The 14,211-nt window shown below is 63.6% G+C and carries 12 protein-coding genes; 1 reads left to right on the forward strand and 11 read right to left on the reverse strand.

Annotation, left to right across the window (positions count from 1 at the left end; translation table 11 throughout):
• Positions 1-4: 4 nt before the first annotated feature.
• From LOY34_RS19045 to LOY34_RS19090, 10 genes are all read right to left on the reverse strand, one after another.
• Positions 5-1,096 (reverse strand): lactonase family protein, encoded by a 1,092-nt coding sequence (locus LOY34_RS19045; protein ID WP_195886033.1) that lies wholly within the window; start codon positions 1,094-1,096, stop codon positions 5-7.
• Position 1,097: 1 nt separating this feature from the next.
• On the reverse strand, positions 1,098-1,391 hold the full coding sequence (locus LOY34_RS19050) for a DUF5629 family protein (protein WP_195884717.1): 294 nt from the start codon (positions 1,389-1,391) through the stop codon (positions 1,098-1,100).
• A 135-nt stretch (positions 1,392-1,526) separates the two neighbouring features.
• Complete coding sequence (locus tag LOY34_RS19055; protein WP_195886034.1) at positions 1,527-3,908, reverse strand: RND family transporter; 2,382 nt, start codon at positions 3,906-3,908, stop codon at positions 1,527-1,529.
• 20 nt (positions 3,909-3,928) lie between these two features.
• Positions 3,929-4,984 (reverse strand): YCF48-related protein, encoded by a 1,056-nt coding sequence (locus LOY34_RS19060; protein ID WP_093380649.1) that lies wholly within the window; start codon positions 4,982-4,984, stop codon positions 3,929-3,931.
• 229 nt (positions 4,985-5,213) lie between these two features.
• A complete protein-coding gene (gene pepN / locus LOY34_RS19065; protein WP_195884718.1) occupies positions 5,214-7,871 on the reverse strand; it encodes an aminopeptidase N in 2,658 nt (885 codons plus the stop codon).
• A gap of 14 nt (positions 7,872-7,885) precedes the next feature.
• A complete protein-coding gene (locus tag LOY34_RS19070; protein ID WP_195884719.1) occupies positions 7,886-8,716 on the reverse strand; it encodes a DUF2797 domain-containing protein in 831 nt (276 codons plus the stop codon).
• Entirely contained in the window at positions 8,713-8,973 is a 261-nt protein-coding gene (locus LOY34_RS19075) for a YeaC family protein (protein ID WP_045195064.1), read from the reverse strand. Before LOY34_RS19075 ends, LOY34_RS19070 begins: the two co-directional genes overlap by 4 nt.
• A gap of 14 nt (positions 8,974-8,987) precedes the next feature.
• A complete protein-coding gene (locus LOY34_RS19080) occupies positions 8,988-9,860 on the reverse strand; it encodes a rhomboid family intramembrane serine protease (RefSeq protein ID WP_195884720.1) in 873 nt (290 codons plus the stop codon).
• The gene (locus LOY34_RS19085; RefSeq protein WP_093380644.1) at positions 9,857-10,828 is read right to left on the reverse strand and encodes a metallophosphoesterase; all 972 of its coding nucleotides are present in this window, start codon (positions 10,826-10,828) and stop codon (positions 9,857-9,859) included. The genes LOY34_RS19080 and LOY34_RS19085 overlap by 4 nt, the downstream gene beginning before the upstream one ends.
• Positions 10,828-11,718 carry an NAD(+) kinase gene (locus LOY34_RS19090; protein WP_045195070.1) on the reverse strand — a complete coding sequence of 297 codons (891 nt, stop codon included), beginning with the start codon at positions 11,716-11,718 and terminating at the stop codon, positions 10,828-10,830. The genes LOY34_RS19085 and LOY34_RS19090 overlap by 1 nt, the downstream gene beginning before the upstream one ends.
• 133 nt (positions 11,719-11,851) lie before the next feature.
• On the opposite strand from LOY34_RS19090, the gene LOY34_RS19095 reads away from it, so the two are divergent.
• Positions 11,852-12,796, forward strand: a complete 945-nt coding sequence (locus LOY34_RS19095; RefSeq protein ID WP_195884721.1) for a DUF1853 family protein — start codon at positions 11,852-11,854, stop codon at positions 12,794-12,796.
• Between the two features lie 57 nt (positions 12,797-12,853).
• Here the strand turns inward: LOY34_RS19095 and LOY34_RS19100 are convergent, their stop codons facing one another.
• Positions 12,854-14,140: an arsenic transporter gene (locus tag LOY34_RS19100; protein ID WP_195884722.1), complete on the reverse strand. Its 1,287-nt coding sequence runs from the start codon at positions 14,138-14,140 to the stop codon at positions 12,854-12,856.
• Between the last annotated feature and the right edge of the window lie 71 nt (positions 14,141-14,211).

Below are 14,211 nucleotides of genomic sequence, written 5' to 3' on the forward strand. Positions count from 1 at the left end.
ATAGTCAGTTGACGAACTTCAGGTCCGAAGGCGCATCCTGGGCCAGTTTCTGCACGGTTTCACCGAGCAAGCCACTGCGCGGATCACGGCGGATCACCACGATCTGGTTACTCTTCTGATTGGCCACCAGCAGGAACTTGCCGCTCGGGTCGAGGGTGAATTCCCGTGGATGATCACCTTCGACACTGCGCCGCTGCACCTGCATCAGCTTGCCGGTCTTGTCATCGACGGCAAACACCAGCAGCTCGTTGGCCGTACCGCGGTTGCTGACATACAGAAAGCGCCCGTCAGCCGACAGGTGCAAGGCCCCCGCCGCGCGGGCCGAGGCATCACCCTGGTCGGTCAAGGGCAGGCGCTGCAGTTCCAGCAGCTTGCCGTCCTGGTACTCGAACGCCACCACTTGCGCGCTCATTTCCAGGGTCAGGTAGGCATGCTTGCCGTCGCGGTCGAACAGCAGGTGCCGCGGCCCGCTGCCCGGCGGCAGGCTGACCGGCTCGAGCGCACTCAGGGGCTGGGTGGGGCTGGCACCGTCGTAGCGGTAGACAAACACCTTGTCGGCGCCCAGATCACTGGCGAACACGTACTTGCCGTCGTCCGAGGACACCACCGAATGCACGTGCGGCCCGGTCTGGCGCTCCGGATTGACGCCGCTGGGCTTGTGCCGGTCTTGCTGCACCGAGGCCTGCAAGTGGCCGTTGCGGTCTACCGGCAACACACTGAGGCTGCCGCCCGGGGCGGGCAACACGCCGTAGTTGGCGACGAACAGGTAGCGCTGGTCATGGCTGAGGCTGGAATGGGTCGGCTCGTCGCCCAGGCTGGGCACCTGGTTCAGGGCCTTGAGGCTGCCGTCCTTGCCGATGGCAAAACTGCTGACCTGACCGTTGCCGGCGCCATTCTCGTTGACCGCGAACAGCAGGCGCTTGTCGACCGAGAGGGTCAGCCAGGACGGGTTTTCACTGTTGAGCACCTGCAGCGGCGTGGGGTCGATCTGGCCGCTGTCGCTGTTGAAGCGATAACGGTAGATGCCCTCGCTGCTGCCTGCGGTGTAGCTGCCGACCAGCAGCTCATGGGCCTGGGCGGTGAACATCAGGCTCATGCTACTGGCGATCAGCAGGTTCTTCAGCAGGCGCGTCATCGTCATCCTCTTCGCGGGCACTAAAGGCACTCATACAGACTAGCCGATGCTCGCCGGTGTCGGCCGTGATCAGCCAGTCGGTACCTTCGAGCCGGGCGGCGCCGATCTGCTCCGGGGTGAACGACCATTGTTTACGAACGCGGCCGTCCATCAGCGCGATATGCAGGCCGGTTTCGTCGAAGGTGAAGTCAAAAGCGTGCAGGCCGTCGATCAGGAGCATGTCGCAGGATTCGAGGGCTTGGGAGAGGGTTGTCATTGCAGGGGTATCACTGGCGGGAAAAGCCCATGATACCTGAAAGCATCGCGGGTCAAGTCGAGTCGTCGCACCGCCGCTCCCACTGTGGGTGCGGCGGTGCGACGACTCGACTTGACCCGCGATTATCACCAGCAATCAATGGGCGAAAATCGAACCGCCCTGCTTGCCCGCCATTTTTTCCGGCTTGATCAGGAACCGCGCCAGTGCCGGCAGCAGCCACAACGCGCCGAACATGTTCCACAGCAGCATGAAGGTCAGCATCAGGCCCATGTCGGCCTGGAACTTGATCGCCGAGAAGATCCAGGTGCACACGCCGATGGCCAGGCACAGGCCGGTGAACAGCACCGCCTTGCCGGTGGACTTGAGGGTCTGGTAGTAGGCTTCCTGCAGCGGCAGCCCGGCACGCAGGAAGCTTTCCAGGCGGCTGTAGATGTAGATGCCGTAGTCCACGCCGATACCCACACCGAGCGCCACCACCGGCAGGGTCGCGACCTTGACGCCGATGCCCATGAAGGCCATCAGGGCGTTGCCCAGCACCGAGGTCAGCACCAGCGGCAGGACAATGCACAAGGTTGCGGCAAACGAGCGGAAGGTGATCATGCACATCACCGCCACGCAGATGTACACCAGGATCAGGATGGTCAGCTCGGCCGACTTGATCACCTCGTTGGTGGCCGCCTCGATACCGGCGTTACCCGCCGCCAGGAGGAACTCCAGGCCTTCCTTGTTGTGGGTGTCGGCAAATTCCTGCACCGCCTTGACCGCGCGGTCGAGGGTCTCGGCCTTGTGGTCGTTGAGGAAGATCAGCACCGGCGCCAGCGAGCAGTCGGCGTTGTACAGGCCGTCGGCTCGGGAGATGGAGCTGTTGAGCACGTCCGGGTTGCGCGACAGGCTTTCCCATTTCAGGTTGCCCTCGTTCATGCCCTTGATCATCTGCTTGGACACGGTCACCAGGGAGATCGCCGATTGCACCCCCGGGGTGTTCTCCATCTTCCACATCAGCTCGTCGATCGGCGCCATGGTCGAGTGCACCGAGCAGCCTTCGGTCGGGGTCTTGACCATGACCACCAGCACGTCGGAGCTGGTCGAGTAGTTGTTGATGATGAAGGCGTTGTCCTGGTTGTAGCGCGAGTCCGGACGCAGCTCCGGCGCGCCCTGGTCGAGGTCGCCGATCTTCAGGTTCTGGCTGTACCAGAGGCCGCCACCGAAGGCCAGCAAGGCCAGGACGATGGACACCGGCGCGACCTTGGCGCTGGCAAAATTCGACAGCAGGCGCCAGAACGGATGCTCGCGGGTGGCGTCCTTCTTGCTGCGCTCGATGGCCTTCTTGCTGATGCCGACATAAGAGATGGCGACCGGCAGCAGGATCAGGTTGGTAAAGACGATTACCGCCACACCGATCGAGGCACCGATGGCCAGCTCGCGGATCACGCCGATGTCGATGATCAACAGGGTGATGAAGCCCACGGCGTCGGCCAGGATGGCGATCATCCCCGGCAGGAACAGCTGGCGGAAGGTGCGCCGGGCCGCGGTCAGGGCGTTGTCGGCATCACTGGACTGCAAGGCGATGCCGTTGATCTTTTGCACCCCGTGGGAGATGCCGATGGCGAAGATCAGGAACGGCACCAGCATCGAGTACGGGTCAAGACCGAAGCCCACCGCATGCATCAGGCCCAATTGCCAGACCACCGCCACCAGGGTGGTGATCAGCACGGCGATGGTGCTGCGGATACACCAGGTGAACCAGTACAGCAGCACCCAGGTGATCACCAGGGCGATGCCGAAGAACATCGCCACCATCATCAGGCCGTCGATCAGGTCACCGACCTTCTTGGCGAAGCCGACGATGTGCACCTTCACGTTGGGGTTCTGGGCCTGGAACTTGTCGCGGATCTTCTCTTCGAGCTGATGGGAGAATTGCTGGTAGTCGAGCTTGATCAGCCTGCCCTGGTCCTGCGGGTCGGGGTAGGACTCCAGCAGCGGGATGTCGATGATGCTCGACTTGAAGTTGTTGGCCACCAGGCGCCCGACCTGCCCGGACTTGAGCACGTTGTTGCGCAACTGGTCGAGGCTGTCGGCCGAACCGTCGTAGGTCTGCGGGATCACCTCGCCGCCGGCGAAGCCCTCTTCGGTCACTTCGGTCCAGCGCACGCTGGGGCTCCACAGCGACTTCAGCCCCGAGCGGTCGACGCCGGGAATGTAGAACACCTCGTCATGTACCTGACGCAGGGTTTCCATGTAGTCCTTGCTGAAGATGTCGCCGTCGGTGGCCTCCACCGAGATGCGCACGGTGTTGCCGAGGTTGGCCAGGTCGTTGCGGTGTTCGAGCATCTTCTCGATGAACGGATGCTCGAGCGGGATCATTTTTTCGAAGCTGGTGGACGGACGAATCTGCGTGGCCTGCCAGAACAGGAACACGCTGACCAGCAGGCAGATGAGGATCACCACCGGGCGGTTATTGAAGATCAGGCGCTCAAGCAAGGTCGCCTTGTCCTGATGGTGTTGCTGCTGGTTCATGTTGAACTGCTCCTGACGGGTCATGGCTGCACTCCTTCGGCGCCCTGGGCCGAAGCCAGGTGCACGCCACCCTGGCCCACCAGCACCAGGCGCCCTTCATTCAGCCCGCTGACGCCGGCCAGGGCAATGCGATCGGCCCGGTTGAACACGCTGAAGCTCTGACCGTCGTCGCTGCTGCGCAGCACGCTGCCGCCATTGCCCACGAGTACCAGGCTGCCATCATCGAGAAGCGTAGCGCTTGCCAGACCAAATTCGAGGTTGCCGCGCGCGGCTTTCAATTTGATCTGTTGCCAGGTGTCGCCAAAATCGCTGGAACGGTAGAGGTTGCCGCGCAAGCCGTAGGCCAGCAAGGTGCGTGGCTGGGCGGTGCCGGTGACGCCGAACAGCGAGCCTTCATAAGGGCCTTCGAGCTTTTCCCAGGTCTGGCCGTCGTCGCTGGAGCGGAACATGCTGCCCTGCTCGCCAACGATGAACAGGCCGGCGTCTTTTACCGCGGCGATGCCGTTGAGGTGGAACTGGTCATCGTTATGCAGCCGATCGCCGACATCGTTCCAGTGCTTGCCACCGTCGGTGGTTTCCAGCAATGCGCCATAGGCGCCCACGGCGATGCCGTGCTGGGTGTCCTTGAACCAGACATCGAGCAGCGGCGCTTCACGCGCCAGGTCTTCGAATTGTTTGCTCCAGGTAGCGCCGCCGTCGGTGCTGGCGAGGATCTGCGCATCGTGGCCGACCGCCCAGCCGTGCTGGTCGTCGACAAAATAGACGGCGGTGAGCAGTTGCCGGGTCGGCACCTTGGCCTGGGTCCAGGACTTGCCCTGGTCATCGGAAAACAGGATATGGCCGCGATCACCCACGGCGACCAGGCGTGCGCCGGCCTTGGTGACGTCCAGCAGCAAGCTTTTTACCGCCTTGGACGATTGGGTGGAGTAGTCATCGGTTTGCGCGGCTGCGGCTTCGGCCGTATTGGCCCACAGCCCGATTGCCAAGACCAGCAAGCCGCTGGCGGCCAATGCCCAAGGGCGATTGCCGGCTTTACGCGCAGCAGCGCCGAGACCCGCCATGACAGGCTCAGTCATAGATCTATCCCCCGTTTATTGTTATTTGGGTCAATCTATATGCAGGTACTGCAAAAACCGTGTTCCAGAGCCCCGCAATAGCTGAGAGCCATCCTATCGGGGTTTGCAAAGGGCTGACAACGAACGGGACGTTATCTTTTGTTAAGCGCAGGATTTGCGGGGAAGCAATCGCGGGTCAAGCCCGCTCCCACACTAAATGTGGGAGCGGGCTTGACCCGCGATGAGGCCATCAGGCCAGACTTTTGCTCACGACTTCATACACATCGCTGGACAGCGAACCACTAGCCAGAATCCGCTCCAGCTCGCCTTTCATCAACGCCTGACGGGCGCTGTCGTATTTGCGCCAGCGGGTCAGCGGCGCCAGTTGCCGCGAAGCGATCTGCGGGTTGAGGGCGTTGAGTTCGATCACCAGGTCCGCCAGGAAGCGATAGCCCGAACCATCGCCGGCATGGAAGTTGACCAGGTTCTGCCCGGCGAAGGCACCGATCAGGGCGCGGACCTTGTTCGGGTTCTTCATGGTGAAGGCCGGGTGCTGCATCAGCGCCTTGACCCGCGCCAGGCCGCCCGGCAGGGTGCTGGCCGCCTGTACGCTGAACCATTGGTCCATGACCAGCGGGTTGTCCTTGAAGTGCTCGGCAAAGCTTTCCAGGGCCTTGGCCCGCTGCGTCTCGAACGGCGAGTTGACCAGCACGGCCAGGGCGGTGAGGCGCTCGGTCATGTTGTCACAGGCGTCAAACTGCTCCAGGGTTGCAGCCAGCACTTCGGGCCGGGCGCTGAGCATCAGGTACGAGAGCACGATGTTCTGCAGGCTGCGACGGGCAAAGTGCTCGGCTTCGGCAACGTACTCGGTGCCACGCGATAGCGCGCGATTGGCCTGGTAGCGTGCGTTGAGGGCATCGAACAGCTGCTCGGCGATCTGCTTGCGGGCGAACTCGCGGGCGGCGTGGATGGCATCGACGTCAGCCACTTCGCTGATTTCGGTGAGGTAGGCTTCGCTGGGCAGCGAGAGCATCTCGGCGACCATGGCCTGGTCCAGTTGCTCGTTGGCCAGCACCGTACCCAACGCGGTCACCAGGCGCTGATCCAGCATTAGCTTGGCGCCCTGCTGGTGCTGGGCGATCAGTTCCTGCAGCACCTGTACCGACAGTTGCTGGCCGGCTTCCCAGCGATTGAAACCATCGCTGTCGTGCTGCATGAGGAACATCAGCTGGTCACGGTCATACGGAAAGCTCAGCTTGACCGGGGCACTGAAGCCACGCAGCAAGGAGGGTAGCGGCTTGGCAGCGATGCCCTCGAAGGTGAAGGTCTGCTCGGCTTCGGTGACCGACAACACCCGCGAGGTGCCGTCTGCTGCCGCTTCACCTTGCAGGCGCAGGGCAATGTCGTTGCCCTGGGCATCGAGCAGGCCCAGTTCCACCGGGATCACGAATGGTTTTTTCTCGACCTTGTCCGGGGTGGCCGGGCAGCTCTGGCGGAACGTCAGGCTGTAAGTCTGCGTGGCGCTGTCGTAAGCCTCGCTGACTGCCAGGCGCGGCGTGCCGGCCTGGCTGTACCAACGCTTGAACTGGGTCAGGTCGACGCCGTTGGCGTCTTCCATGGCCTTGATGAAGTCATCGCAGGTCACGGCCTGGCCGTCATGACGCTCGAAGTACAGGTCGCTGCCTTTACGGAAACCCTCGGCGCCCAGCAGGGTGCGGACCATGCGCACCACTTCCGAGCCCTTCTCGTACACGGTCAGGGTGTAGAAGTTGGAGATCTCGATGAAGCTGTCGGGACGCACGGCGTGGGCCATGGGCCCGGCGTCTTCGGCGAACTGGTGGGTGCGCAGGTAGGCGACGTCCTCGATGCGCTTGACCGTGCGCGAGTTCATGTCGGCGCTGAACTCCGAGTCACGGAACACCGTGAAGCCTTCCTTGAGCGACAGCTGGAACCAGTCGCGGCAGGTCACGCGGTTGCCCGACCAGTTGTGGAAGTATTCGTGGGCGACCACCGCCTCGACCCGCTGGTGCGCAGCGTCGGTGGCGGTTTCGGCGCGGGCCAGCACGCAGCTGGAGTTGAAGATGTTCAGGCCCTTGTTTTCCATGGCGCCCATGTTGAAGTCGTTGACCGCGACGATCATGAAGATGTCCAGGTCGTACTCGCGGCCATAGACTTCCTCGTCCCAGCGCATGGACTTCTTCAGGCTGGTCATGGCGTGCTGGCACTTGTCGATGTTTTCCGGCTCGACATAAATGCGCAGGGTCACGTCACGGCCCGACTGGCGGGTGAATTTGTCTTCGACGCACCACAGGTCACCGGCGACCAGGGCGAACAGGTAGGCCGGTTTCATGAACGGGTCTTCCCAGGTCGCCCAGTGCCGGCCATCTTCCTGCGGGCCAGTACCGACCGGGTTGCCGTTGGACAGCAGCACCGGATAGCGATGCTGCTCGGCGATCACCGTGGTGGTGAACTTGCTCATCACGTCCGGGCGGTCGAGGTAGTAGGTGATCTTGCGAAAACCCTCGGCCTCGCACTGGGTGCAGAACATGCTGCCGGACTTGTACAGGCCTTCGAGGGCGGTGTTGCGCTCGGGGTGGATCTTCACGCTGGTGTCGAGGGTGAAGGTCGCAGCCTTGGGCTGTACGGTCAGGTGGCTGTCATCGAGCTGGTAGTCGCCGGCGGCCAGGGCCTGGTCGTCCAGGGCGACGCTGAGCAGCTCCAACTGCTGGCCGTCGAGCACCAGCGGCGGCAGGCCGGCACCACGGGCCGGATTGCGGCGCATGACCAGCTGCGCGTGGACCAGGCTGTGGTCCTCGAACAGTTCGAAGGTCAGGTGGGTCTCGTCGATCAGGTATTCGGGGGCCTGATAGTCCTTGAGGTAGATCACTTGCGGCTGTTCGGTACGCATGTGGCGGTCCTTTTTTACTGATGCACGGCGAGCTGGTACGCCGTGTATTTGCGAATATTGATCACGCCGGTGTCGAAGATCAGGTACTGGCCCTTGATGCCCAGCAGCGTGCCTTCAGCCACGGGGTTCTTGTCCAGGTTAAAGCTGACGATCTTGCTTGGGTAGGCCTCGACCGGGTAGCGGATTTCCAGCACTTCACCATCATTCAACGGCTGCACGGCCTGTAGGCCGAATCGTGCCTGCAGGGCAGTCAGGCCCTCGGTGCAGCTGTCGAACAGTTGCTGGCGCACGGCAAGCAGGTCGACCGCCTCGGCATCGCCCTTGAGCAAGGCGCGCCAGTTGGTGCGGTCGGCCACCTGGCTGCGGAACAGGTCTTCGACCAGCCCCGACTGCTGGCGGGTGGCAACGCGCACGATCGGCAGCGCCTGGCTGGCGCCCTGGTCTAGCCAGCGGGTGGGCAACTGGGTCGCCCGGGTAATGCCGACCTTGATGCCTGAGGAGTTGGCCAGGTACACCACATGATCGGTCATGCAGAACTGCTCGCCCCACGAAGGTTCGCGGCAGGTGCCCTGATCGTAGTGGCATTTTTCCGGAGCCATGATGCACACGTCGCACTGCGCAAGCTTGGTCATGCACGGGTAGCAATAACCCTGGCTGAAGCTGGTCTTGGTCTTGCGCCCGCAGTGGCTGCAATGGATGGCACCGAGGTATTCCAGGCGCAGGGTCTTGCCGATCAAGGGGTTGAACGGCACTTCCTGCTCGCCCAGACGAAAAGCGTACTGCACCACCGGCGCATCGAGACGCGCCGACATTTTACTGATGGAGCCGCGGCCGAGTTCGATCAATGGATCGCATCCGACTTGAACAGGATGTTCGGCACCGGTGCCGACTTCGAGGCGCATTCCTGCGGGCCCATGTAGCCGGTACGCTGTTCTTCCGGCAGGTTCTGCAGCTCCCAGGCGATCACCGCCTGCAGCGACAGCTCTTTCTGCTCGGTGGTGAGCTTGCGCCCGTCTGCCCATTTGCCCAGCTCTACCGCCAGTTTCAGGCTCTGGTAGATTTCCGGGGTGATGTTTTCAATCATTTGCGCAAAAGTGGACATAAGGTCTCCCAAAATCAAGCGGTCAGTTTACGCCGGGCCAGCGCCCCGCCCAAGAGCCCGCTGAGGCAACCGACCAACAGCCCGCCGACATGGGCGGCGTTGGCGATCTGGCCGAAGCCGAGCAGGCTGATCAAACCGGACAGGCACAGCAGCAGCCACACCAGCATCATCACCAGCACGCCGCGCGGCATGCGATACACCGGGTTGGGCGCCAGCCACTGGTACAGCCAGACGTGCCCGAGCAAACCGTAGAGCACCCCCGACAAGCCGCCGAACAGGCTCGGGCCGCCAAACAGGTACTGCGCCGCGTTGGACACCAGGCTGAACAGCAAGGTCAGGCCGAGCAGGTTCCATGGCCCCTGGCGCAGTTCGATGCGCCGGCCCAGTTCCCAGTACCAGAGGCCGTTCATGGCCAGGTGGAGGATGCCGAAATGCACCAGCATCGGCGTGAACAGGCGCCACCACTGGCCATCGGCGAGGCTGGCGGCCAAGGGGGTGAAGTACAGGTAGTCACCCTGCACGCGAAAATCGAGGAAGGTCAGCCAGCTCAAGGTCGCGAAGTTGTCGCCAAGGCCGGTGAGGCCGGCGACGATCAGGCACAGCAAGAGGATCGCCGCCGTGGCCTTGCTGGCGCGCAACTGCTCGCCGATGCTCGGACGCGCCGGCGGCGCCAGGGCGGCATCGGCCGGCAGTTCGAACTCGGCATTGCCCTCGGGGAAACGCTGGTAAAGCTGGCGTACGTCTTCGGCGAGGTTCTCGGCCACCCACAACACCTGGTCACCGCCCTCCTCGCTGACCCGGTGCGGCACCTGCAGGCGCCGCAACAGGCCGACAAAGCCGCTGAGATCGGTACTCAACGGCATGCGTAATACCACCACTGCAGTCATTGGCTGGCCTCCGGCCGGTCGACATCAACCCAGACGAACTTGCGCGGGTCGATACGGGTTTCAGCATCCAGGCGGTAAGCGACCAGTTTGCCGTACAGCACCGCACTGTAGTCCAGGCAGGCCAGGTTGGCGCGGATCGGCGCCGGTTTGCCGCTGCGCCAGTAATGGCCGACGAACAGCATCGGCTCGTCCTCGCTGTAGCGCAGCAAGGCGTTTTTCTGGCTGTGGCTGAGCGGCGCACTGGCCACCTGCTCGGGCAACGCATCGGGCTGGAAGACGATATCGCCGTAGGTCTGCGGGTCTTCTTCCCAGAACTTGGTGCGGAAAAACGCCCGGGTCAGGCCGTCGCCGCCAGTCAGGGTCAAACCGTCCGGTAGGCGCATGTCGGTGCCGCGCAACAGGCGGTTGCAGACTGTGGCGGCAAAGCTCTCAGGCACTGCCGAAGCCTGGATGAAATGCTCGTCGATGCGCCCGTCCGGGTACTGCTGGCGCAACGGGTCGATCAGCCGCGCATCCCAGCAGGCATGGACAACGCGAAAACGCCCGGCGTCGATGAACAACGGCAGTTCGTAGAACCACTCGAGAAAGTCATGCCAGTCGCCTGGATGCTGTTCGAACTGGGTCAAGGTTTCGTAGATCAGCCGGCCGTGGCGCGGGGTGTGCTCGCGCACGTAGTGCTTGCCGCTCTCGGGCAACGCCGGGGTGTTCCAGCCCAGGGCGTTGTACTCGTGGTTGCCCATGATGCAGTGGGCCTGGCCGGCCTCGACCATGTCATGGACGATGTGCAGCGCTTCGCGAATCCGCGGGCCACGGTCGATGATGTCGCCAAGGAACACGGCCTGGCGCGACGGATGCCGCCAGACGCCACCCTGGCGCTTGTAGCCGAGGGCGTCGAGCAGGCGTTCGAGGGTATGTGCACAGCCGTGCACGTCACCGATCAGGTCGAAACTGCGAGCGGGATCGAGCATCACTCGCCTCCACCACCCAGGCGGCTGCCCCAGCCGAGCTTGGTCCGGCATACCTCGTAGTAATTGTGATCCAGCGGATGGATCAGGCGCAGCTTCTGCGGCTTCTTGTTGACCGTGATGGTATCGCCAGGCGCGCAGGTGAAATGGTTCTGGCCGTCGCAGGAAATCTGCGGGTAGATCTGCAGGTCCTTGGACACGACGATCTTCAGCTCACTGTTGCCGTCAACCACGATCGGCCGCCCCGACAGCGTGTGCGGGTACATCGGCACGATGACGATGGCGTCGAGCTTGGGGTGCATGATCGGCCCGCCCGCCGACAGCGCGTAGGCGGTCGAGCCGGTCGGCGTGGCGACGATCAGGCCGTCGGCCTTCTGGCTGCAGACGAACTGGCCATCGATGTAGATCTCGAACTCGATCATTCGCGTCGACTTGCCCGGGTGCAGCACCACATCGTTGAGGGCGTCGCCCTGGCCGATGGCTTCGGCGTGCCGGCGCACTTCGGCCTGCAGCAGGAAGCGGTTTTCCACCAGGTAGTGGCCGTCGAGCACCTCGGCGACTTTGACCTCCAGCTCATCGGGGCGGATGTCGGTCAGAAAGCCCAGGCTGCCTCGGTTGATGCCCAGTACCGGAATGTTGTGCCGGGCCAGGGCGCGGGCGGCGCCGAGCAGGCTGCCGTCGCCACCGACGACGATCACCAGGTCGCAGACCTCGCCCAGCAGCTTGCGGGTCGAGGTTTGCAGGCCGTGGCCGGGCAGGACTTCGGCGATGGTGTCCTCGAGGATCACGTGCAGATGCCGCGCCAGCAGGAATTTTTTCAGTCGGCGAATGGTATCGAGCACCTGGGAGCTGCCCAGACGTCCGATGATACCGATATTGCGAAATTGCTCCATGGGGCTCCAGGGCTCTGCGGCGGGTAAAGAGGCGATGCTCGCCAAAGAGTTCGATTATGGGCGAAAGCGCCGGGCAGCGGCAAACGCCGGAGAAATTCAGCAAGCGCGCAGGCTGAGCGACTATGCTCGCAGAATGAACCCGTTTCCCAGCCTGACCGACCTGCCCCGCCAGTTGCGCCAGCCCCAGGTGCGCGACCTGGCCTGGGTGATCCTGGCGCCGCCGATGCTGTGCGACACGCCGTGGCCGCAGCGCCACCCGCTGGCGGCCAGCCGCTGGGTAGCCGAGCCTGAACAACTGCGCCAGTGGCTGCTGGCACAAGACCGCGACAGCCAGGCCCTGCTGCACTGGCTGGCCCAGGCCAGCACCCGGCGCCTGGGTTTGTACTACGAACGTCTATGGCAGTTCGTCCTCCAGCATGCCCCCGGCGTGACCCTGTTGGCTGCCAACCTGCCGATCCGCAATGGCGGGCACACCCTCGGCGAGCTGGACCTGTTGCTGCGCGACAGCGACGGTGTGCACCACCTGGAGCTGGCGATCAAGCTGTACCTGGGGCCGCAGAACGGCACGGGAGAGAACCCGGCGCAGTGGCTGGGGCCGGGTTGCCATGACCGCCTGGACCGCAAGCTTGCGCACCTGGCCGAGCATCAACTGCCGATTTCGGCGCGCGCGGAAAGCCGCGAAGCGCTGGCGGCGCTGGAGATCGAGCAGTTCAGTGCGCAATTGTGGCTGGGCGGTTACCTGCTCTACCCCTGGCCGGGGCAGGCGCAAGCGCCGCGTGGGGCCAACCCGCAGCATTTGCGCGGGCTCTGGTTGCATCAGCGCGACTGGGCGTCATTGCGGGGGCAAAGCGCGGCGGGTCGCTGGCAGCCGCTACCGCGCCATGCCTGGCTGGCGCCGGCCTGTTATCCGGCGCAAGACTGCTGGTCGGTGCAGCGCTTCGAAACCTGGCTGCAGGCCCTGGACCCGCTGGCTCCGGCGCAATTGCTGGTAAGGCTGGTCGAGGGCGAGCGTGGCGAGTGGGAGGAAGCCGAGCGCTTGTTCCTGGTCTCTGACCTTTGGCCCAATCTTCCCGGGTAAATGGTTTTGTGGGAGCGGCGGTGCGACGCCTCGACTTGCCCCGCGATCAGGCCAGCCCTAAACCACCGTCAAGCGCAACGCCAGCGCCACCAGCGTCAGCAGCAACACCGGCAGCGTCAGCACAATCCCGACCTTGAAGTAATACCCCCAGCCAATCTTCACCCCCTTGCGCTCCAGCACATGCAACCACAACAGGGTCGCCAGGCTGCCGATCGGGGTAATTTTCGGCCCCAGGTCACTGCCGATCACGTTGGCGTAGATCATCGCTTCCTTGACCACCCCGGTGGCGGCACTGGCATCGATCGACAAGGCGCCGATCAGCACCGTCGGCAGGTTGTTCATGATCGACGACAGCACCGCGGTCAGCAGCCCGGTACCCAGCGCCGCACCCCACACCCCGCCGCTGGCGAATGCGTTGAGCCAACCGGCCAGGTAATCGGTCAGCCCGGCGTTGCGCAGGCCATAGACCACCAGGTACATCCCTAAGGAGAACACCACGATGTGCCAGGGCGCTTCTTTGAGCACCTTGCGCGTGGAAATCCTGTGCCCGCGTGCCGCCACCAGCAGCAACACCAGTGCACACACCGCCGAAATCGCGCTGATGGGGATGCCCAGCGGCTCAAGGGCAAAACAGCCGAGCAGCAGGATCGCCAGCACCAGCCAGCCGGCAACAAACGTCGCCGGGTCTTGCACCACGCTGCGCGGCGCATCCAGTTGCAGCGGGTCGTAGTCTGCCGGGATATCACGGCGGAAGTACCACAACAGCACCGCCAGGGTTGCCGCCACGGCAACCAGGTTGACCGGCACCATCACCGACGCATAACGGTTGAAACCAATACCGAAGAAGTCCGCAGAGACGATGTTGACCAGGTTCGACACCACCAGCGGCAAGCTCGCGGTATCGGCAATAAAACCTGCGGCCATGACAAAAGCCAGGGTCGCCGCCGGGCTGAAGCGCAGGGCCAGGAGCATGGCCACCACGATCGGGGTGAGGATCAGCGCCGCGCCGTCGTTGGCAAACAACGCCGACACCAGTGCCCCCAGCAGTACGATGAAGCAGAACAGCCGCTGGCCACTGCCGCGCCCCCAACGCGCCACGTGCAGTGCCGCCCAGGCAAAAAAGCCAGCAGCATCGAGCAACAGGCTGATGATAATCAGGGCAATGAAGGTGCCGGTGGCGTTCCAGATGATCTGCCAGACCACCGGAATATCGCTCCACTGCACCACCCCGCAGAGCAACGCCAGCAGCGCCCCGCCCGTGGCACTCCAGCCAACGCCCAGGCCGCGGGGCTGCCAGATCACCAGGGTAATGGTCAGGAGGAATATCAGCGATGCCATCAGCATGAAGTACAAGCCTTGTAGAAATGGGGCACAAGCGCCGGATTCTAGCGACAGATCAAGGCCTGCGTGACCAA

It is taken from the genome of Pseudomonas sp. B21-009, from assembly GCF_024749345.1.
Lineage (GTDB): Bacteria > Pseudomonadota > Gammaproteobacteria > Pseudomonadales > Pseudomonadaceae > Aquipseudomonas.

Coding starts and splice junctions, on each gene's coding strand:
- LOY34_RS19095 (WP_195884721.1), top strand. CDS start 11,852: ATGAACCCGTTTCCCAGCCTGACCGACCTGCCCCGCCAGTTGCGCCAG.
- LOY34_RS19085 (WP_093380644.1), bottom strand. CDS start 10,828: ATGCTCGATCCCGCTCGCAGTTTCGACCTGATCGGTGACGTGCACGGC.
- LOY34_RS19090 (WP_045195070.1), bottom strand. CDS start 11,718: ATGGAGCAATTTCGCAATATCGGTATCATCGGACGTCTGGGCAGCTCC.
- LOY34_RS19075 (WP_045195064.1), bottom strand. CDS start 8,973: ATGTCCACTTTTGCGCAAATGATTGAAAACATCACCCCGGAAATCTAC.
- LOY34_RS19100 (WP_195884722.1), bottom strand. CDS start 14,140: ATGCTGATGGCATCGCTGATATTCCTCCTGACCATTACCCTGGTGATC.
- LOY34_RS19050 (WP_195884717.1), bottom strand. CDS start 1,391: ATGACAACCCTCTCCCAAGCCCTCGAATCCTGCGACATGCTCCTGATC.
- LOY34_RS19045 (WP_195886033.1), bottom strand. CDS start 1,096: ATGAGCCTGATGTTCACCGCCCAGGCCCATGAGCTGCTGGTCGGCAGC.
- pepN (WP_195884718.1), bottom strand. CDS start 7,871: ATGCGTACCGAACAGCCGCAAGTGATCTACCTCAAGGACTATCAGGCC.
- LOY34_RS19080 (WP_195884720.1), bottom strand. CDS start 9,860: ATGACTGCAGTGGTGGTATTACGCATGCCGTTGAGTACCGATCTCAGC.
- LOY34_RS19060 (WP_093380649.1), bottom strand. CDS start 4,984: ATGACTGAGCCTGTCATGGCGGGTCTCGGCGCTGCTGCGCGTAAAGCC.
- LOY34_RS19055 (WP_195886034.1), bottom strand. CDS start 3,908: ATGAACCAGCAGCAACACCATCAGGACAAGGCGACCTTGCTTGAGCGC.